This is a genomic window from Opitutia bacterium (assembly GCA_016217545.1).
Lineage (GTDB): Bacteria > Verrucomicrobiota > Verrucomicrobiia > Opitutales > Opitutaceae > Didemnitutus.
Genome location: JACRHT010000011.1, coordinates 107,562 through 127,620 on the forward strand (window position 1 = coordinate 107,562; position 20,059 = coordinate 127,620).

Annotated in this window: 19 protein-coding genes; 11 read left to right on the forward strand and 8 right to left on the reverse strand. The window is 67.2% G+C overall.

Annotated elements, in window-relative coordinates:
• The first annotated feature begins 74 nt into the window (after nt 1-74).
• The 4 genes from HZA32_06210 to HZA32_06225 all read left to right on the forward strand — a co-directional run bounded on the left by HZA32_06210 (nt 75) and on the right by HZA32_06225 (nt 5,675).
• Nucleotides 75-2,888, forward strand: coding sequence for a pyruvate, phosphate dikinase (locus HZA32_06210; protein ID MBI5423663.1), 2,814 nt, complete (start codon nt 75-77; stop codon nt 2,886-2,888).
• Nucleotides 2,889-3,154: 266 nt separating this feature from the next.
• Complete coding sequence (locus HZA32_06215; GenBank protein MBI5423664.1) at nt 3,155-3,955, forward strand: hypothetical protein; 801 nt, start codon at nt 3,155-3,157, stop codon at nt 3,953-3,955.
• A gap of 90 nt (nt 3,956-4,045) precedes the next feature.
• Entirely contained in the window at nt 4,046-5,032 is a 987-nt protein-coding gene (locus HZA32_06220) for a redoxin family protein (GenBank protein MBI5423665.1), read from the forward strand.
• A 136-nt stretch (nt 5,033-5,168) separates the two neighbouring features.
• Nucleotides 5,169-5,675, forward strand: a complete 507-nt coding sequence (locus tag HZA32_06225; protein MBI5423666.1) for a chemotaxis protein CheX — start codon at nt 5,169-5,171, stop codon at nt 5,673-5,675.
• A gap of 70 nt (nt 5,676-5,745) precedes the next feature.
• Here the strand turns inward: HZA32_06225 and HZA32_06230 are convergent, their stop codons facing one another.
• Together HZA32_06230 and HZA32_06235 are read right to left on the reverse strand one after the other, a co-directional pair.
• Nucleotides 5,746-6,696 (reverse strand): NAD(P)-dependent oxidoreductase, encoded by a 951-nt coding sequence (locus HZA32_06230; protein MBI5423667.1) that lies wholly within the window; start codon nt 6,694-6,696, stop codon nt 5,746-5,748.
• A 61-nt stretch (nt 6,697-6,757) separates the two neighbouring features.
• Entirely contained in the window at nt 6,758-8,590 is a 1,833-nt protein-coding gene (locus HZA32_06235) for an ATP-binding cassette domain-containing protein (protein MBI5423668.1), read from the reverse strand.
• A 136-nt stretch (nt 8,591-8,726) separates the two neighbouring features.
• On the opposite strand from HZA32_06235, the gene HZA32_06240 reads away from it, so the two are divergent.
• From HZA32_06240 to HZA32_06250, 3 genes are all read left to right on the forward strand, one after another.
• Entirely contained in the window at nt 8,727-8,921 is a 195-nt protein-coding gene (locus tag HZA32_06240) for a hypothetical protein (protein ID MBI5423669.1), read from the forward strand.
• 54 nt (nt 8,922-8,975) lie between these two features.
• Nucleotides 8,976-9,521, forward strand: coding sequence for a MerR family transcriptional regulator (locus HZA32_06245; GenBank protein MBI5423670.1), 546 nt, complete (start codon nt 8,976-8,978; stop codon nt 9,519-9,521).
• Between the two features lie 94 nt (nt 9,522-9,615).
• A complete protein-coding gene (locus HZA32_06250; protein MBI5423671.1) occupies nt 9,616-12,492 on the forward strand; it encodes an ABC transporter permease in 2,877 nt (958 codons plus the stop codon).
• Nucleotides 12,493-12,495: 3 nt separating this feature from the next.
• On the opposite strand, the gene HZA32_06255 is transcribed toward HZA32_06250, so the two are convergent.
• Nucleotides 12,496-13,716 (reverse strand): hypothetical protein, encoded by a 1,221-nt coding sequence (locus HZA32_06255; GenBank protein ID MBI5423672.1) that lies wholly within the window; start codon nt 13,714-13,716, stop codon nt 12,496-12,498.
• Here HZA32_06255 and HZA32_06260 point away from each other — a divergent pair.
• The 3 genes from HZA32_06260 to HZA32_06270 all read left to right on the forward strand — a co-directional run bounded on the left by HZA32_06260 (nt 13,694) and on the right by HZA32_06270 (nt 17,422).
• Nucleotides 13,694-15,532 (forward strand): 2-oxoacid:acceptor oxidoreductase subunit alpha, encoded by a 1,839-nt coding sequence (locus HZA32_06260; protein MBI5423673.1) that lies wholly within the window; start codon nt 13,694-13,696, stop codon nt 15,530-15,532. The genes HZA32_06255 and HZA32_06260 overlap by 23 nt on opposite strands.
• Before the next feature lie 14 nt (nt 15,533-15,546).
• Entirely contained in the window at nt 15,547-16,509 is a 963-nt protein-coding gene (locus HZA32_06265) for a pyruvate ferredoxin oxidoreductase (GenBank protein MBI5423674.1), read from the forward strand.
• Nucleotides 16,510-16,744: 235 nt separating this feature from the next.
• Nucleotides 16,745-17,422: a nucleoside monophosphate kinase gene (locus HZA32_06270; protein MBI5423675.1), complete on the forward strand. Its 678-nt coding sequence runs from the start codon at nt 16,745-16,747 to the stop codon at nt 17,420-17,422.
• 12 nt (nt 17,423-17,434) lie between these two features.
• On the opposite strand, the gene HZA32_06275 is transcribed toward HZA32_06270, so the two are convergent.
• Nucleotides 17,435-17,845, reverse strand: a complete 411-nt coding sequence (locus HZA32_06275) for a DoxX family protein (GenBank protein ID MBI5423676.1) — start codon at nt 17,843-17,845, stop codon at nt 17,435-17,437.
• Between the two features lie 110 nt (nt 17,846-17,955).
• Here HZA32_06275 and HZA32_06280 point away from each other — a divergent pair, with 110 nt between their 5' ends.
• Nucleotides 17,956-18,447, forward strand: a complete 492-nt coding sequence (locus HZA32_06280) for a VOC family protein (GenBank protein MBI5423677.1) — start codon at nt 17,956-17,958, stop codon at nt 18,445-18,447.
• Between the two features lie 3 nt (nt 18,448-18,450).
• On the opposite strand, the gene HZA32_06285 is transcribed toward HZA32_06280, so the two are convergent.
• Genes HZA32_06285 through HZA32_06300 form a run of 4 tightly spaced genes read right to left on the reverse strand, consistent with a single transcriptional unit; the run spans nt 18,451 to nt 20,051 of the window.
• Nucleotides 18,451-18,894, reverse strand: coding sequence for a hypothetical protein (locus tag HZA32_06285; protein ID MBI5423678.1), 444 nt, complete (start codon nt 18,892-18,894; stop codon nt 18,451-18,453).
• Nucleotides 18,891-19,265, reverse strand: coding sequence for a VOC family protein (locus tag HZA32_06290; protein ID MBI5423679.1), 375 nt, complete (start codon nt 19,263-19,265; stop codon nt 18,891-18,893). The genes HZA32_06285 and HZA32_06290 overlap by 4 nt, the downstream gene beginning before the upstream one ends.
• 5 nt (nt 19,266-19,270) lie before the next feature.
• Nucleotides 19,271-19,648, reverse strand: a complete 378-nt coding sequence (locus HZA32_06295) for a VOC family protein (GenBank protein MBI5423680.1) — start codon at nt 19,646-19,648, stop codon at nt 19,271-19,273.
• A 31-nt stretch (nt 19,649-19,679) separates the two neighbouring features.
• Nucleotides 19,680-20,051: a VOC family protein gene (locus HZA32_06300; GenBank protein ID MBI5423681.1), complete on the reverse strand. Its 372-nt coding sequence runs from the start codon at nt 20,049-20,051 to the stop codon at nt 19,680-19,682.
• Between the last annotated feature and the right edge of the window lie 8 nt (nt 20,052-20,059).

A 20,059-nucleotide genomic window follows, 5' to 3' on the forward strand; every position in this document is an offset into this window, starting at 1 on the left:
GACACATTTCGCGCTTATGACTGCGATAGCTCCCTCTGTTCAGCCGTCTGTTATCACCCTAAATTTCAACTCACATGGCCAAGAAAACTCCCGCCAAGAAGGCCGTTAAGAAAACGGCTCCTGCCAAGAAACCCGCCGCCAAAAAAGCGGCTCCGAAATCCGCGAAGGGCCCGAAGTATGTGTATACTTGGGGTGCCGGCAAAGCCGACGGTGATGGCTCCATGAAGGCCCTCCTCGGCGGCAAGGGCGCCAATCTCGCCGAGATGACGCGCATCGGCCTGCCGGTTCCTCCGGGATTCACGATCACCACCGAGGTCTGCACTTACTACTACGCGAACAAGAAGACCTATCCGGCCTCGCTCCAGGCCCAGATGGAAGCCGGCGTCGCCAACATGGAGAAGATCATGGGCACGAAGTTCGGCGCCACCGAAGGCATGCCGCTCCTCGTCGCCGTCCGCTCCGGCGCCCGCGACTCGATGCCGGGCATGATGGACACGATCCTCAACCTCGGCCTCAACGACCAGACGGTCATCGCGCTCGAGAAGGCGACCAACAACGCCCGCTTCGCCTGGGACTGCTACCGCCGCTTCATCCAGATGTATGGCGACGTCGTGCTCGGCGTGCAGAAGCGCCCCGACGAAGACCACGAGCCGTTCGAGACGGTCATCCACAACTTCAAGCACGAGAAATACCACAAGGACATCGTCGACTCCGAGCTCACCGCCGAAGATCAGGCCGAGCTCGTCAAGCGCTTCAAGGCCCTCGTCCTCGAGCGCACGGGCAAGTCCTTCCCGAACAGCGCCTGGGACCAGCTCCGCGGCGCCGCCGGTGCCGTGTTCGGCTCCTGGATGAACGACCGCGCGATCGTCTATCGCCGCAAATACAACATCCCCACCGAGTGGGGCACCGCCGTCAACGTGCAGGCCATGGTGTTCGGCAACACCGGCGAAAACTCCGGCTCCGGCGTCGCGTTCACCCGCAACCCGGCCAACGGCACCAACGAATTCTACGGCGAGTTCCTGATCAACGCGCAGGGTGAAGACGTCGTCGCCGGCGTCCGCACGCCCGAGCCCGTTGCCCAGCTCAAGAACCACCTCCCGCAGGCCTACGCCGAGCTCCTCAAGGTCCGCAAGACCCTCGAGGCGCACTTCAAGGACGTGCAGGACGTCGAGTTCACCATCCAGGACGGCAAGCTGTTCATGCTCCAGACGCGCAACGGCAAGCGCACCGCCGCCGCCGCGCTGAAGTTCGCCGCCGACATGGTGAAGGAAAAGCTCATCGACTGGCAGACCGCGGTGCTCCGCAACCCGGCCGACCAGCTCGAGCAGCTCCTCGCCCCGATCTTCGACCTCGCCGAGGTCAAGAAGGCCGCCGTCATCGCCACCGGTCTCCCGGCCGGCCCCGGCGCCGCCACCGGCAAGATCTACTTCAACGCCGACCGCGCTGTCGTCGCCGCCGAGAAGGGCGACAAGGTCCTCCTCGTCCGCGTCGAGACCTCGCCGGAAGACCTCCGCGGCATGATCGCCGCCGAAGGCATCCTCACCGCCCGCGGTGGCGTCTCCTCGCACGCCGCGCTCGTCGCCCGCCAGATGGGCAAGGTCTGCGTTTGCGGCGCTTCCGCCGTCAACATCAACTACGACGCCAAGACCGCCACGATCGCCGGCCAGACGTTCGCCGAAGGCGATTACCTCTCCATCGACGGCACCTCCGGCACGGTTTACGCCGGCCAGATCAAGACCGCCCCGTCGGAAATCATCGCCGGCCTCGTCAACGGTGACGCCGCCGCGATGGCCACGGAGAAGTTCAAGAACTACACCCAGCTCATGAAGTGGTGCGCGCAGGCCACCAAGCTGTCCGTCCGCACCAACGCCGATACGCCCGAGCAGGCGCGCATCGCCGTCGCGTTCGGCGCGGTCGGCATCGGCCTCACCCGCACCGAGCACATGTTCTTCGAAGGCGACCGCATCGACGCCATGCGCGAGATGATCCTCGCCGACACCGTCGAAGGCCGCGAGGCCGCCCTCGCCAAGCTGCTCCCGTATCAGCGCGGCGACTTCTACGGCATCTTCAAAGCGCTGAAGGGCTTCCCCGCCACCATCCGCTTCCTCGACCCGCCGCTGCACGAGTTCCTCCCGAACTCGAAGGAGCAGCAGGCCGACCTCGCGAAGAAGCTCGGCATCGCGGTCGAGAAGATCGAGCACCGCGTGCACGAACTCCACGAGTTCAACCCGATGCTCGGCTTCCGCGGCTGCCGCCTCGGCATCAAGTATCCCGAGATCACCGCCATGCAGGCCCGTGCCGTCATCGAGGCCGCCGTGCAGGCCAAGAAGGAAGGCATCAAGACCAAGCCCGAGATCATGATCCCGCTGGTCGGCTTCAAGAAGGAGCTCGATCTGCAGGTCGCGATCGTCCACGAGGTCGCCGCCAAGGTGTTCGCCGAGCAGAAGACGAAGGTCGACTACTCCGTCGGCACCATGATCGAAGTCCCCCGCGGCGCCCTCACCGCCGACGAGATCGCGCAGACCGCCGAGTTCTTCAGCTTCGGCACCAACGACCTCACGCAGACCTGCCTCGGCATGTCGCGCGACGACTCCGGCTCGTTCCTCGGCGCCTACCAGGAAGCCGAAATCTTCAAGAAGAACCCGTTCGCGTCCGTCGACCAGAACGGCACGGGCCAGCTCATGAAGATCGCGATCGAGAAGGGCTCCAAGACCCGCCCCGGCATCAAGCTCGGCATCTGCGGCGAACACGGTGGCGATCCGGACTCGGTGAAGTTCTGCCACAAGATCGGCCTCACCTACGTCTCGTGCTCGCCCTATCGCGTGCCCGTCGCCCGCCTCGCCGCCGCCCAGGCCGCGATCGCGGACCTCAAGGCCGCGAAGAAGTAAGCCTTCGGTAGGGGCGGTTGCCCTCAACCGCCCTCTCACTCTCGAGCCCCGGCCTCACCGCCGGGGCTTTTCTTTTCGCGCTCCTTCCGACCGCAGCCTCGGCGAAGGCTGCTCGCTGCGCGGCCGGCCACGACCGAGTCGTGCGCGACAGTTTGCCAACAACAGTCAGCCATCTGCCCTCCGGGAGCTGGCCCTGCGCGCGGCGTTTTCTCGTTGAGAAAAGGGGTGACGCTCGTGCCTGCGCTGAGCGTTCGCGCCTTCCTCCCATGCTCCGCTTTCGCCAACTCGACATCCTTCTTCACCGCGCCGCATTCCTTCTCGCGGGTCTTCTCGTGCTGCCGCCTCTCGCCTTCGCGCAGACGGTGCTGCTGCTCTCCACGGGAGATTCGGCGCTCGATCTCCAGACGCGCAACGTCCTCCAAGGCGCCGGCTACTCCGTGACCGTCGGCAACGCCTACACCTCGCTCGCGCCCGCGGAACTCATCGGCATCAACGTCGTCCTGTTGCTGCCGAACCACAACTGGAACACCGGCGACATGCCGCTCGCGTCCCAAGCCGCCCTCGTCTCCTTCGTCCAAAACGGCGGCGGCCTCGTCACCAGCGAATGGACCGACTGGAAAGTCAGCCAAGGCGACTTCGCCACGCTCTCCCCCATCCTCCCGGCCACCTCAGCCAGCCAATACAGAAACATCTCCGGGCTCTTCTACGTGCAGGCGACCGCCGACAGCGCGCTGAACGCCGGCCTCGGCAACCACTTCGTGTTCTCCACCGACAACTACAGCGGCGTGGAATCGAAGCTCACCGCCAAAGCCGGCGCGACCGTCTTCTACACCACCCTCGGTGGCGCGGGTGGCGCCGGCGTCGTCGGCTGGGCCAACGGCTCCGGCCGCGTCATGCAGTTTTCGACCACCGCGGGTCCGAACGAATTGGCCAATGCCGACTACGCACGCCTGTTCGTCAACTCCGTCGCGTGGACCGCGCAGGGCGTGCCCGAGCCATCCACCTGCGCCTGCCTCGTGCTCGGCCTCGCGTTCGTCGGCTGGCGCGTCACACGCCGCCGCGCTTGAGCGATGTGTCCGTCGATTAGTGCGCCGTCACGGGACAGCGCTTTTCTTTTTGCGCGAAACGCCGGGCATGGATTCCCTCCGGGTTTCCCCATGAAACTACGCCCATTCCTCGCCGCGCTCGCGCTCGGTGGATTCTTCCTCTCCTCGATCCATGCGCAAGACGCGGCGCCCGCCGCCGCACCTGCCGTAGCACCTGCCTCGTCCGTCCAAGCCGATCTCCAAGCCCTGGTCGGCAAGATCGGCGAAAAACTCCGCGCCGGCCAGCGCACACCCGAAGCGCTCAAGGCCGAGATCGCCGAGTTCGACGCGCTCCTCGCCAAATACCCGGCCAAGGACGACGCCAGCGCGAACATCGTGATGATGAAGGCCTCGCTCTTCGCCCAGGTCTTCGGCGACGAGGAAACCGCCAAGAAACTCTTCGCCAGCCTGAAGTCCGATTTCCCTGGCACGCAGGCCGCGGCCGCCGCCGACCGCATGCTCTTCGCGCTGTCCGACGAGGGCAAAAAGCAGGCCGCCGCCGAAGAGGCCGCCGAAGAAGCAAAGATCTCCGCCCTCGTCGGCCAACCCGCGCCCGAGATCAATTTCACGTGGTCGTCGAAGGGCGACCTCAAGAAACTCTCCGACCTCAAGGGTCAGGTCGTCGTCCTCGACTTCTGGGCGACGTGGTGCGGTCCGTGCATCCGCTCCTTCCCGAAGGTTCGCGCGGAAGTCGCGCACTTCAAGGATTCGCCCGTGAAGTTCCTCGGCGTCACCAGCCTCCAAGGCCGCGTCAATGGCATCGAGCCCAAGCCGATCAACACGCGGGGCGATCCGCAGAAGGAATACGACCTCATGCCCCAGTTCATGAAGCTCAAGGAAATGACTTGGGACGTCGCCTTCAGCGAAGCCAACGTCTTCAACCCCGACTACGCGATCCGCGGCATCCCCTACGTCGCCATCATCGACCCGAAGGGCGTCGTCCGCCACGCCGGGCTTAACCCGCTCGATCCCGAGGCCGACATCGAGGGCAAGGTCACGGCGCTCCTCCAGGAATTCAATCTCCCGGTGCCCGCCGCCCAACCGGAAAAATCCGAATAACGATCTCCGCACCGTCCCCTCACCGCCCCGGCCATCGCGCCGGGGCTTTTTGTTTCTCCCCGGAGCCGATTCCCCTCAAGCGAGCCGCCCCACGCGCCGATTCCACCTAGGAATCGTTTTCCCCCAAGTCTTTCGCATGGCCGCTGCGCAGCAAATCACCGACGCCCTCATCCAAGATTCGATCGCGAACGCCATGCAGAACGTCTGCCGCACGTTGCTGCGCCATGACGCGCGCCTGGTCGACCGCATCGCCGCGACCACCTACGAGACCGACCCGATCAAGTTCCAACTCATCGGCAATGTCGGCTTCGGCGGCGACGCCAACGGCGTCACCTACCTCTGCATGAGCGACGACTTCGCGCTCTTCGCCGTCAGCACGATCCTCGGCATGAGTCGCGCCGAAGTGGAATTTCACGGCCCCGACGTCCTCAAGGACGCCATCGGCGAGTTTACGAACATGACCGTCGGCGGCTTCAAGAACGCCATCGCCGACGTCGGATTCCCCTGCAAGCTGACGCTCCCCACGATCGTCCGCGGCAACAATCTCAGCGTCGCGGCCCTGCGGGGCACCGCGCGCCACGTCTTCCGTTTCAGCTGCGCGTCGCACGTCGTCGTTGCAGACATCCAGATGAAGACCGAGTGAGCCGCGCCGCACGGTTGACCGCGCGAAGCGCCTCCTCCTCACGGGCCGAGCTCGCCCGCGCGTCGTCTTTTCAGACTGTGCGCTGCGCCATCCACCACGCCCGCGCCTCCGCCATGCCCTCGGCGTAGCTGCGCACGGGCGTGTAGCCGAGCTCGCGCCGAATGCGCTCCGCCGGACAGTGCGCGATGAACCGATCCGCACGCGTCACCTTTTCGAACGGAATCACCGGCGCCGGCAACGCATCGGGGAACCACGCGCGCATCTCGCCGATGAAATCGCGCCACGCCACCTCCTCGTCGACGACGTTGTAGGCGCGGCCGAGCGCCACGGGATTGCCGAGCGCGAGTGCGGCCGCCCGCACGACGTTCGCTACATGTGTCATCGGCATCAGGTCGGAGCCATCGCCGCGCATCGGCACCTGTCCCGCACGCACCTTCACCGGCACTTTCATCACCCACACCGAAGTCGGATGCACGCCGAGCACCGCGCCGAGCCGCAGGATCGTCGCCGGCAATCCGCGCTCCATTTCCGCGCGCAACGCCCGCTCGGCCTCCGCCTTCCCCAGCCCGTAATGCGGCGACGCCGCCGGCGAGTGCGCGTAGGTGCGTCCGAGTTCGCGCAACGGCGCCTCCTCATCGAACTCGTCGCGCTCCGCCTGAAAATCGTAAACCGAGAGCGTCGAAATGTGCAGGAACTGCCGGCAACCCGCCGCGCGCGCCGCCCCCGCCAGCGTCGCGGTGCCGCCAGCGTTCACCGCGAGAGCGTCCGACAAATCCTTGCCGACCGTAGCCGCCGCATGCACGACGAACGTCTGCCCCGCACACACGCACGCCGCCGTCGCGGCGTCGGTGAACTCGCCCTCGACCTGCGTGACGTTCACCGCCTCGAGGCCGCGGTGCGGACCGGCTTTGCGCACGATCGCCGTCACCTTCGCGCCTTGCGCCGCCAGCCAGGCGGCGATCGAGCCGCCGACAAATCCGCTTCCACCTGTCACCAACACCGGCACGTCGCGTAGATTCATCGCGCGAGCTTCCACGCCGCGCCGCCGCGCGCAAGTTCGACCGCGGCGCGGCCCCGGCGCGTCAGCCGCCCTTGCGCGCCTCGAGTTCTTCCCAGCGGGCGAATGCCGCGGCGTGCTCGCGCTCGACGGTCTCGAGCCGCGCCTTCACCTCGGCAAACTTCGCGCCGCCGGTCTTGTAGAAATTCGCGTCGCCGAGCTTGGCCGTGAGATCGGCCTGCTCCTTTTCGAGCGCCTCGATGCGCGCCGGCAACGCGTCGAGTTCGGCACGCTCCTTGTTGGAGAGCTTCTTGGCTGGGCTGGCTGTAGCCGGGGTCGCTGACCCCGACTCCTTGACCTGCCTCTGTCCGGGGTCACCGACCCCGGCTACAGATTTCCGCGTCGCCTGCTTCTTCAACTCCGCCTGCCAGTCGCTGTAACCGCCGACGTAGTCGCCGACCTTGCCCTCACCCTCGAACACGAGCGTGCTCGTCACGACTTCGTCGAGGAACGCGCGATCGTGCGACACGAGCAGCAACGTGCCCGCGAACTCGACGAGCAAGTCCTCCAGCAGGTCGAGCGTCTCGGCGTCGAGGTCGTTCGTCGGTTCGTCGAGCACGAGCACGTTCGCCGGCTGCGTGAAGAGCTTCGCGAGCAGCAGGCGGTTGCGTTCGCCGCCCGAAAGCACGCGGGCAGGCGTGCGAGCGCGCGTCGGCTCGAAGAGGAAGTCCTGCAGATAACTGATGACGTTGCGCGTGCGGCCCTCGATCGTGACGGTCGGGTTGCCGTTCGCGATGTTGTCGGCGACGGTCTTGTTGTCGTCGATCTGCGCGCGGAGCTGGTCGAAGTAGACGACCTCGAGATTCGTGCCGTGCTTGATCACGCCGCTCGTCGGCTGGAGCTGCCCGAGCAGGAGCTTGATCAACGTGGTCTTGCCCGCGCCGTTCGGTCCGAGGATGCCGATCTTTTCGCCGCGATTGATCGTGATGGAAAAATCGCGGAGCACGGTCTTCCCGCCCGCCCAAGTGTAAGTGACGTTCTCAGCCTCGACGACCTTCTGGCCGCTGCGCTCGGCCTCGGCGAGTTTGAGCGTCGCGGAGCCGACGCGCTCGCGGCGCGCACGGGCCTCGGCGCGCATTTGCTTGAGCGCGTTGATGCGCGCGGTGGCGCGCGAACGCTGCGCCTTCACGCCGCGGCGAATCCATTCCTCCTCCTGCGCGAGCTTCTTGTCGAAGGCTGCGCGCTGTTTCTCCTCCTCCTCGAGCACCTGCTGCTTGCGGACGAGATAGGTGTCGTAGTCGCACGCCCAGCCGGCGAGCCGGCCGCGATCGAGTTCGACGATGCGCGTGGCGATCTTTCGGAGGAACGCCCGGTCGTGCGTCACGAAGAACAGCGTGGGCTTCGTCTCGAGCAGCAGCTCTTCCAGCCAGAGGATCGACTCGAGATCGAGATGGTTCGTCGGCTCGTCGAGCAGCAGCAAATCCGGCTGTCCGGCCAGCGCGCGCGCCAGCAGCACGCGACGCTTCAGGCCGCCCGACAACGCGGAAAATTCCTGCGTCGGCGGGACGCCGACGTGATTGATCAAATCCTCCACGCGCACGTCGCGCTGCCAGTCCTCCTCGTGATGATCGTCGTTGGGCCGCAGGCCGCTCGCGACGATGTCGTGGACGTTGCCGGCCACGTCCGTGGGCACTTCCTGCGTCAGGCGCGCGTAGAGCGAGCCCTGCGGGCGAAACACGTCGCCCGTGTCCGGCTTCATCTCGCCCATGATGACCTTCATCAGCGTCGACTTGCCCGCGCCGTTGCGGCCGACCAAGCACACGCGCTCGCCGGCCTCGATCTGGAAGTTGATGTGGTCGAGGATGGCGGGACCGCCAAAAGCGAGGCTGACGTCGAGGAGATTGAGGAGCGCTGGCATGCGTGAAGCCGGCCACGTTGCGCCACGGCCGGGCGCAGTTCAAGGACGGGTTTTTCTGGAGGTGACCATCGCTGCACAGTGCACCCTCGGCGCCGTGACGCCTCCCGCGCCACGCCAACCTCAACCGAGAAACACCATGAAAGACCCGCTCACCAAAGACCAGTTCGTCGCCGTGCTCGAAGCTGCCGGCATCGACGCCACGCGGCGTGCCCGACTCCATCAGGAGTTCGAGCGCCAGCAACCGGCCGCCCACGAGAAATTCCTCGCATGGCTCGGCCTCCCGCCCGCGGAGATCGCCCGCATCCGCGAGCATTCCCGCGCGGCGAACTGAGTCTTCCCTGGCGAGCCCGCCGCCCGCATGCTGGCGGCGGGCTCGCCTCTTCCCATGACCACCATCCGCCAACTCGCCGCGGAATTCGGCCTCACGCGCAGCACGCTGCTTTACTACGACCGCATCGGCCTGCTGCGGCCGGACTACCGCACCGCGTCGGGCTACCGTCTCTACAATGCGACCGACCGCGCGCGCCTTGCCGCCATCTGCCGTTACCGCGCGGCGGGGCTGCCGCTGGAGAAGATCGCGACCGTGCTCGATGCAACGCAGGAGCCGAAATCCGCCGTCCACGCCGCCCTGCACGAGCGCCTCACCGCGTTGAACCGCGAGATCGCCGCGCTGCGTCGCCAGCAACAGGTCGTGATCGACCTGTTGGGCCCGACCCGCCGCGCACGCCGCACGCGCATCATGAACAAGGAGCGCTGGGTCGCGCTCCTCCGCGCGGCCGGCATGGACGACGCCGAGATGCGCCAGTGGCACGTCGCGTTCGAGCGCCAATCGCCGGAAGCGCATCGCGATTTCCTCGAGTCGCTCGGCATCCCGGCAGCGGAGATTCGCCGCATCCGGCGGGCGTCGCGCGCCGCAAACCGGACGGCCTAAATCCACGCCGGGCCGGCAATTTGTTCCGCGCTAGACAAACGGCGCGATCGGCGGCGCTTGGGCTGAGTTTCGTCGAACCGCACCCCGCCGCATCATGGATCTCCTCAAGACCGCCCTCCGCGCCTTGCGCGCCCAGCCCCTGTTCAGCGCGCTCGTCATCGGCCTCCTTGCCCTGGGCATCGGCGCCAACACCGCCATCTTCTCCGTCGTCCACGCCGTCCTCCTCAAGCCTCTGCCCTACCCGCAGCCCGGCGAACTCGTGATGGTGCGCAAGCCGCCGCGCGATCCCGCCGCCAACCTCCCCGGCGGCGGCGACATGATGCCCGACAACGAATTCCTCGGATGGATCGAGGCCGTGCCGAAGACCTTCCGTGCGCTCGCCGCCTACCGCAACAACGCCTCGACCCTCCTGCGCGGCGACGGCGCCGTGCGCGTGCCGACCGCGGCGGTGACCGGCGAGTTTTTCCCTTTGCTCGGGGTGAGCGCGTGGCGCGGCCGGCTCTTCGGCGCCGACGAACTCAAGCCCGGCGCGCCGATGACCGCCGTGCTGAGCTACAGCGCGTGGCAGTCGCGCTTCAACGGCGCCGATAGCGCCCTCGGCGAAGTCGTCACGATCGACGACCAACCCCACACCATCATCGGCGTGCTGCCGCCGGGTTTCGAATTCACCGATCCCGTGCAATTCTGGCGGCCGCTCCAACTCGCCCCCAACGCTCCCGGCCAGCTCCGCATCCAGATGGTCCGCGTCTTCGGCCGCCTGCTGCCCGGCACGACGCAGGACACCGCCCGCCGCGAACTCGACGAACTCTCCGCACGATTCTGGGGCAACCTCAGCACCGGCTTCATCGACAACGGCCCCGCCGACGGCGGCCGTCGCGCGGCGAATCCGCCACCGGACGCTCCCGCGAACGGCAACGTCGCTGCCACCCGCACCGTGGTCGCTCCGCCAACCAGCAACGCCGAGCCCGCCGCGCCGAACGCCGACGGACTGCCGCGCGGCGTGAGCCTCCAGTTGCCGCCGGGCGCGGACCCCAACGATCCGCGCGTCAAGGCCGCCATCGCCTCCGCACTCGCGCAACGTCAGGCCGCCCCGTCGAGCGAATCCGCCCCGGTCGTAACCCGCGTCGTCGCCGAGCCGGCCGCCGCTCCCACGAGCGAGCGCCGCGCGGAGCCTGCCGTTTCGCCAGCCGCTCCCGGCCCGGCAGTGGAGCGCCGCATCGCCAGCGGTCCCGGAAGTGCGCCGGCCGGTGGGCCGCCGCGCCTCCAACTGCCCTTCGCCGACTCCAAGGCCCAGCTCGTCACCTTGCAGGAACAACTCGCCCGCCAGTCGCGGGCGACGCTCTGGCTGCTGCTGTGCGCCGTGGGTTTCGTGCTGCTCATCGCCTGCGCCAACATCGCCAATCTCCAGCTCGCCCGCGCCGCCGCCCGCCGCCGCGACATCGCGGTGCGCGCCGCCCTCGGCGCCTCGCCCACGCGCCTCGCCGGCGAGTTGCTCGCCGAGAATCTCCTGCTCGCGCTGCTCGGCGGCGCCGCCGGTCTCGTGCTCGCGTGGTGGAGCACGCGGGTGTTGCAGGTGTGGCTCGTAGACTACCTGCCGCGCGTGAATCCCGTGGGCGTCAACGTCACCGTGCTCGGCTTCGCGCTCGGACTCGCGGCGCTCGCCGGCGTCGCGTTCGGCCTGGCGCCGGCGTGGCAGGGCATGCGTGTGGACCTGCTTGAGACACTCAAGGAGGGCGGCACGCAGGCCTCGCGCGGCGGCTCGCGTTGGCGTCAGGCGCTCGTCGCCTTCGAGATCGCGCTCGCGCTCGTGCTCGCGATCAACACCGGCCTGCTGGTCCGCAGCATCTACAAACTCTACTCGACCGACCTCGGCTTCCGCACCGGCGACGTGATGACTGCCAACCTTTCCCTGCCGCGCCGCTACGGCACGCCGGCTCAGCAACGCGATTTCACCCAGCGCTGGCTGGAGAACATCCGCGCCCTGCCGGGCGTGAAGACCGCCGCCGTCACCGACCTCCCGCCCCTCTCGCCTTACGCGCAGATGGTGCTCACGGCCTCGGCGCAAGGCTCCACGGGCAACACCAACGCCTCCGTCAATTCCGCGCCGCAACAGATGGCCGTGGCCGCGGCGTCGCCCGAGTTTTTCTCCGCCACCGGCATCGCGCTGAAACAAGGCCGCGTCTTCACCGATCAGGACGGCGCGGAAGCCCCGCCCGTCGCGGTCGTGAACGAGGCCTTCGTGAAGCAATACTACCCGCAAGGCCTCACGCTCGGCGCGCAAATCACCGTGCCGTCGCTCGCCCCCGGCACGCGACGCGGCCAGCCGGCGCCGACCGCCGCCATCGTCGGCGTGGTCGCCGACGTGCGCCCGCGTGGCTTCGAGAGCACGGCGCAGCCGCTGGCGTATTTCCCCTTCGCGCAACAACCGCGCGCACGCGTCACGGCCGTCGTGCATTTCACCGGCGACGCGGCCACGCTGTCGCGGCTCATCACGCAGGCGACGCACAAGGTCGACGCGGGACTCGCCCTCGACAATCCCTCGACGCTCGAGGCGCAGATCAACCGCCAGAACGCACCACGGCGCATCACGCTGTTCCTGACGAGTGCGTTCGCCGCCACCGCGGTGCTGCTCGCAGCCCTCGGGATTTTCGGCGTCATGAGCTACACGGTGACGCAGCGCACGCAGGAGATCGGCGTGCGCATGGCGCTGGGCGCCGACACGGCGACAATCCTGCGCTGGATTCTCGGTTACGGCGGCGCCGCGATCGGAGTCGGACTCGCTGCGGGGCTCGCCCTGACGTTCGCCACCAGCCAGCTGCTCAGCACGTTCCTCGTAGGGATCACGGCGCTCGATCCGGTCGTCATCGCTACCGGTGTGCTCGCGCTCGGCTTGGTGGGGCTGCTCGCCTGCTGGTTCCCCGCCCGCCGCGCCACCCGCGTGAATCCCGTCGACGCACTGCGGACGGAGTGACGATCACGGGCGCGGCGCGGGTTCGCGCAGCCACCCGCCCAATTCGTGCGCGGCGAAGCGCTCGAACCCGTCGCCGCCCAGCTGCTCGCGCGCTCTCTCGCGGGCCGTCGCGCGCAATTGGGCGATCGCCTGATTTTCCTGCGTCTTCGTGATGCTGCGATCCATGAGCAGCTCGTGCTTGGTGCGCCGCAGATCGCAAAAGGCGACGTAGACGCGCAGCAGCTTCTCCGGGGGCAACGCGGCGTCTTCGCCGAGCACATTGCACCAATAATCGAAATCCCCATCTGCGCGACGCACGTAGACCGCAGCCGTGGACGGCTCGAGCACCATCAAGGCCGTGCGGACCCGCGCCAGGCGCGCGGCATCGAAGTCGACCGCCACCGGCACGCGCTGGTCCGCCGCTGCCCGCGCGCGCGCATTGCAGTCGATCCACAGTCGCTCCGCCTCCGCCAGCCAAAGCAGTTTCTCGTCCGGCACGCCCAGGCCCGACGCGCGCTCGCGCACCTTGGCCATGCCGGGCGCGGCGCGGAAGAGATACTCGGCTTTCTCGTCTGCGGTGAGCACCGCGCCCAGTTGCGCCGCAAAATCGGCATCGGCCTGGGCGCGGAGCGCATCGGCTTCCGCGCGTGAAATGCGACCGACGATCCGGTCGCGCCACCAAGCCCGGCGGGCGCTTTGGCGGTTCAGCTCGAGCGATTTCACCGCCTCCGCCTTCGCCGGAGGGAGATTCGTGACCTCCGGGGCGCCGGCGTCCCACCAATGCAGCGTATGCGCGAGCACGAGGCTGGTCTCGGCCGAAGGCACGCCGGCGCGTTTGAGCCGTTCCACGTTTTCGGGCAGCGTCAACTGCGGATCGAGCAACTGAAGCGTGCTTCCCTGCGGGTATTCGGCAGCCAGTCCCGCGATTCCAACCAGTGCAAAGCCCAGCCAACAGGGGATTTTCATGCAGACAAGCGGCCCGCCTTTCCCATGGGACAAAGGCCGCGGCGCGACAAGGCGGTTTTCGCCGATCGGCGACGGTCCCCGGCCCGGCGGCTCCATCACTAAAAGTTGTGACCCCGCCAAATCGCGCGCGACCAGTAGCAGGCGTGTTCCCGAACGCCAAAAACCGGAGCATAATCCCGCCAAATAATGCACAGATATGGCCAAGTCTTGGGATGACGCGGCGCGCCCTGCGGGGCATCCTTTCCCCCATCTACCTATGGTAAGCCCCAACTCGTCCACGCCGGGCGGACAACCCGGAAGCGCTGCCGCTTCGTCCGCCGAAAAGACCACCATTCCCGACGTCGTCATCCGACTCGCCGGCAACTCGCAGGACGGCATCCAGTCCGTCGGCGGTTTCCTCGCCCGCCTCGCGGGCCGCAGCGACCAGGACGTCATGACCTACATGACGATCCCCGCCACCATCTCCGGCGGCCCGTCGATCTTCCAGGTCCGCATGGGCACCGGCGACATCCTGTCGTCGGGCGACCAAGCCGACTTCCTCGTCGCGTTCTACCAACACAGCTACGAGTCGCACATCGGCGCGCTCCGCCCGGGCGGCGTGCTCATCTACGACACCGACCACGTCAAACCGAACCCCGACGACCGCCGCTTCACCAACGTCGGCATCCCGATCACCTCCGCGACCGTCGAAGCCGTCGGCGGCACCGGCAAGGATAAGGGCAAAAACATTTTCGTGCTCGGCCTGATCGCGCGCATCTTCGACCTCGACGTGCCGAAGCTCAGCACGCTGATCAAGGAGCGCCTCGGCGGCCGCGGCGACGAAGCCGTGCGCAACGCCATGATGGCTTTCGACGCCGGCTACGCGCACCCGGTGGAGAACCTCCTCGGCCACCTCTATCGCTTCGCCCGCGCCACCTCGGCCGGCACCACGGCCTCGCGCCCCGCCGTCACGATGGACGGCAACACCGCGATGGTCTACGGCCTCCTCACCGCCGGCGTCCGCTACGGCGCCGCGTATCCCATCACGCCGTGGTCCTCGATCATGGAAATGCTCCGCACGGAGCTGCCGAAATACGGCGGTCTCTTCGTGCAGGCTGAGGACGAAATCGCCGCCGTCTCGCACGCGCTCGGCTTCGCCTACTCCGGCCATCTCTCCGTCACCGGCAGCTCCGGCCCCGGCCTCTCACTGAAGATGGAAGCCCTCGGCTGGGGCAGCATGGCGGAAATCCCGCTCATCTGCATCAACGTCCAGCGCGGCGGCCCGTCCACGGGCTTGCCCACCAGCATCGAGCAATCCGATCTCATGCAGGCGCTCTACGGTTCGCACGGCGACACGCCGCGCGTCGTGCTCGCGCCGAAGGACGTCGAGGACTGCTTCTACATCGCCATCGAAGCCGCGCGCATCGCCAAGGAATTCTCCACGCCGGTCATCATCCTCACCGACCAGGCGCTCGCGACCCGCATCGAAGCCTTCGAGGAGCCCGACCTGAAGAACCTCGTCAAGGAGCACACCCTCGACCTCACGCCCGCACCGGTCGACTACAAGCCCTACCCGCTCGACACCTGGCCGAAGCACGTGCCGCCCGGCACGCGCATGCTCTCGGGCAAATACCCGACCGTCACCGGCCTCGAGCACGACGAAGCCGGCCATCCCTCCGGCAGCCCCGCCGTGCACGCCAAGATGAACGCGCGCCGCCGCGAGAAGATCAAAGCCGTCGCGAAATCGCTCCCCGCGCACGAGATCTACGGCGACCAATCCGGCGACGTCCTTGTCGTCGGCTGGTGCTCCACCTACGGCCCGATCCGCGAGGCGGTGAACCAACTCCGCAAATCGGACAACGCCCCGAAGATCGGCCAGCTCCACCTGCGCCACCTCGCGCCCTTCGCGCCCGGCCTCGGCGAGATTTTTGCCCGCTACAAGAAAGTCGTCGTGTGCGAACTCAACGACGAGGGTCTCTACGGCTACGGCCAGCTCGCCTCGCTCCTGCGCGCCGCCTACGCCAACCCAGCCATCGTCTCGGTCACCAAGACCGACGGTCTCACGTTCAAGGTCCGCGAGATCGTCGCGGGCGTCCAAAAACATCTCTCAGCCTGAACCCACCCCACGCCATGAGTTCCGCTCCCGTTTCCGCTCCCCTCGTCGAAGTCCCCGCTGCCGGCGGCCCCGGCCGCGCCCCGCTCGCGAAAAAAGGCCTCGTCTCCGATCACCCCACGTGGTGCCCGGGCTGCGGCGATTTCGCCGTGCTGGCCTCGTTCTACCGCGTCCTCGAGAAGCTCAACTACCCGCAGGAAAGCATCGTGACGTTCGCCGGCATCGGCTGCTCGTCGCGCTTCCCCTACTTCGTCAACAGCCACGGCGGCCACTTCATCCACGGCCGCTCGCTGCCCTTCGCCGCCGCGATCTCCCTCGGCCGCGACGACCTCCACGTCTTCGCCTTCGGCGGTGACGGCGACGGTTTCTCCATCGGCGGCAACCACCTGTTCCACGCCGCGCGCAAGAACACCAAGATGACCTACGTCATCATGGATAACTCCGTCTACGGCCTGACCAAGAAGCAGACCTCGCCCACCTCGCCCATCGGCTTCAAATCGAAGACCGATCCGTGGGGCGCGATGGAGCAACCGGTCAATCCGATGAAGACGCTTCTCACCGCCGGCGCCACCTTCGTCGCTCGCTCGCACGCCACGCAGGTCAACCACATGACCGAGATGATGCTCCGCGCCGCGCAGCACGACGGCTTCTCCGTGGTCGAGATCCTCTCCGAGTGCGTCGAGTTCAACGAAGGCGCCTTCGACGCCGCCAACCCGCGCAAGGGCGGCAAGTGGCAGCTCATCGACCTCAAGAAGAACGACGGCACGCCCGAGGACGCCGCGCGTCACGACCCGACGGACGAGTTCTCCGCCATGAAACTCGCCCTCGCCGACGCGCCCGGCTACTTCGGCGTGTTCTACGAGGTCAATCGCCCGACGAAGAACAAGCTCGAGCGCGACCTCATCGCCCGCACCCGCGAAAAGACCAAGGGCGCCTCCGCGCTCCAGCTCCTCGAGGGCACGTTCGCGAAGATGCGCTGAAGATTTGCTCTAGTTACACCCGGGAGCCGGCGGCTGCTTGCGAGCACCGCCGGCTCTTTCTTTGGGCCCCCTGCAACCCGCGCCCAGCTTTGCGCAATCTGAGCCCAGCGAGCGCAGCGGCTCAGGCGCATAATTCGTCCGGCCTCACTGCTCGCCTTTCATGAACCTCCAGCACGATCGCTCGGCTTGGTTACACGGGCCACAGCATGCGTGTCAGACCACCCCTCCGCACGTGGTGCCACCGCGACGCCTTTTGCTTCTTGGCGCGCCCGGCGTTGGCAAGGGAACCCAAGCCTCACTCCTCTCGGCGGCACTCGGTGCGTGCCACCTCTCGACGGGCGACATCTTCCGCCTCGCCCGCACCGCGCATCACGACCAACTCACACCCGCCATGCGCACCGCAGTGGAGCGCATGAGCCGCGGCGAACTGGTGTCCGACGAAACCGTGCTGCAACTCGCGCGCGAACGCATGACCTGCCTCCGCTGCCGCGGCGGGTTCATCCTCGACGGCTTCCCGCGCACCGTGCCGCAAGCCGCCGCGCTACAGGTGCTGCTCGACGGGGAACGCGTCACCGTCGACGCCGTCGTCAGCTACGAACTCAGCGAGCCCGAACTCGTCACGCGCATCGGCGGCCGCCGCACCTGCCCCGTCTGCAAGGCGGTCTACCATGCCGAGCTGCGCCCGCCCAAATCCGAAGGCGTGTGCGACGTGTGCGGCACGCCGCTCATATTGCGCGAGGATGATCGCCCTGAAGCGGTGCACGTCCGCCAGCAAGCCTACCTTCAGGCGACGGCGCCGCTCTTCGACTTCTACTACGAACTCGGCCAGCTCGTGCGCATCAGCGCCACCGGCTCGCCGGAGGAAGTCTTCGCACGGACCTCCGCCGCCTTGGCGGAACGCTGGCGCTCCTGAGCGACGCCAGGGTTATTTCTTGTCGAAGCTGAACTTGCCCGCGCCTGCGATCAGCAACGCGAGATAGCCCGCGAGGTAGAGATAGGCGACTTCGCCGCTCATCGGTCCGCGCAGCGTCATGCCGTGAGCCATGAAGAAGGCCACCGCCATCGTCACCACCATGAAGAAGCTTGCCAGCCGCGTCCACAGGCCGATCGCCACCAGCAACGCGCAAACGAACTCCGCGAAGGTCACGAGCACGAACTCCGGCCACGCGCCCAAGCCCAGCATTGAGCGGTCGAACATGTTCTTTCCTGCCGCCAGCGCCGCGACCTTCCCCCAGCCGTGGAGAAACGCCATCGAGAGACCGAGCCACAGCCGGAGCACGAGCAGCGCGAGGTCCGCGCTGCGGGGAATGAATTCGAGGTGGAGGATTTTTTGCATGGAAAGGGACGACGCGCCCACACCGTGACGCAATCCGGGCCGGGCGCAAGCAGCTTAGTTGCGCACACAATTATTTTGCCTTCTCCGCGCTCCGGCCTTTTTTGGATCTGATGAAATCCGCTCCCGCCATCGACGCCGGCGTCCGCATCGGCCACGTGCACCTGAAGGTCGCAAATCTGGAACGCGCCCTCGAGTTCTACTGCGGCGTGCTCGGTTTCCAATTGATGCAGCGCTACGGCGCGCAGGCAGCCTTCATCTCGGCGGGCGGCTACCATCACCACCTCGGTCTCAATACCTGGGAAAGCCTCGGCGGATCGCCGCCGCCACCCGGCTCCACCGGCCTCTATCACACCGCCATCCTCTACCCCACCCGCCGCGCGCTGGCGGACGCGTTGCGTCGGCTTGCCGAGGCGGACTGGCCGCTCGACGGCGCTTCCGATCATGGGGTCAGCGAGGCGCTCTACCTGCGTGACCCCGACCAGAACGGCGTGGAACTCTATCGCGATCGGCCGGAAGCCGAATGGCCGCGCACGCCCGCAGGCGAACTCGCGATGGTCACGCGTCCGCTGGATCTGCGCGGGCTCCTCGCCGAACTCAAGTAACGCTCACGCGCACAGGCGTCGCGCCGCATCCGGCCAACGCTCAGCCAACCCGGCCAGCCCGGACGCCAGCGCATCGCGCTGACGCTCGAAGGTGACGACGTCCTGTCCCGGCGCCTGCACGAGGTGGCAGCTCACGAGCGTCGCGCCATCCGGCCGGGCCCAAATCCGCAGCGGAATCGCCGCCAGCGGCTCAGCCTCATCGCCCACCCGGATATCAACCACCCCGGTGTGCGCGTCGGACTCCAGCTCGAGGAACAGATCACCACACGCGGTGAACGCCCGCCAGCCGCGACGTGAAATCTCCAGCCGCTCGCAAAATCCCTTGGCCCAGCGCGGCAGGTTTTCCACGTCGGCGAGGAACCCGAACACTTGATCGCGACCGGCGGCGACCGTCACGTGCAGCGGCGCGACGAGCGCCGCATTGGCAGGAGAATGATGTCGGTTCATGGGACGTGGCGGTGATGGACGCACAGCGAATTGCCATCGGGATCGCTGACAATCGCCATGCGACAAACCCCGCTATCCATCGGATCAACGACGAATTTGACCTTGGCAGCACGCAGTGCCGCGACCGCCGCATCGAACTCCGCCACCTCGAGCGCCACGGAGGGCCCATCCGGCGACGGCTTCCATTTCTCCGAGGCCATGTTGCTGATCGCGAGCGTGCCGGCACCGATATCGTATTCGATCCAGTGCCTGCCCTCGTGCTCGAAGACGGCGGTAGATCGCAACCCGAGCACCTGCTCGTAGAATGCGCGGGCGCGCGGGATGTCGGTGACCGGATAACCGGTGAAGGCGATGGCGGTGACTTGGAGCATGCGCTTCAGGAGTTGGTCTTGCGTTGATGGAGATAGATCGCGTTCCCGTCGGGATCCTGGATCGCGAAGCTGCGGCACGGCGGAAAATCGTTCGGGCCCCACACGAGCGGCACGCCCGCCGCGCGCAGGTTTGCCAGCGCTTCGTCGAAGTTCGTGATCTCCAGCGCCACGCCGGGGCTCGGCCCGCCGCTCAAGCCCGGCATCGGATACGTCGTCAACGCGAGCGCGCTTTCGCCGGTGTCGTATTCGATCCACCACATGCCCGGAGCGAATTCCATTTCCGAGCAAAGGGAGAGGCCGAGCGTCCGGCCGTAGAACTCGCGCGAGCGCGCAGGGTCCTTGATGTTGAAGATCGTGAAGGCGATTCCAGTGACTTTGAGCATGGGGAGGGAGGGTTGCGGTTTGATCCTGCCGCTATCGGACCGCGGCGGGATCGAAATGAGGATTGTGGATCAATCCGAGGAGGTTGCCGAACGGATCGCGCACGACCGCGCACACGATGCCGCCACCGACATCGGTCGGCGGATAGTGCGGCGTGGCTCCGCGCTCCAGCAGCGCGGCGTAGCTCGCGGCGATATCGTCGACGCCCCACAGGGTGTGCGGCTCACCGGGAACCGCGGCTTTCCCCTCGGCCGGAAGAAGGCCGAGTTCAAAACCGCCCACGTTGAAACCCACGTAGAACGGCTGGTCGAAATACGGCGTCAGTCCGGTGACAGCGGAATACCAGTTTTTCGCCGCGGCGAGATCCGCGACGGGATAGCCAATGCTGCGAAGTCCTTTGAGCATGGGAGTGG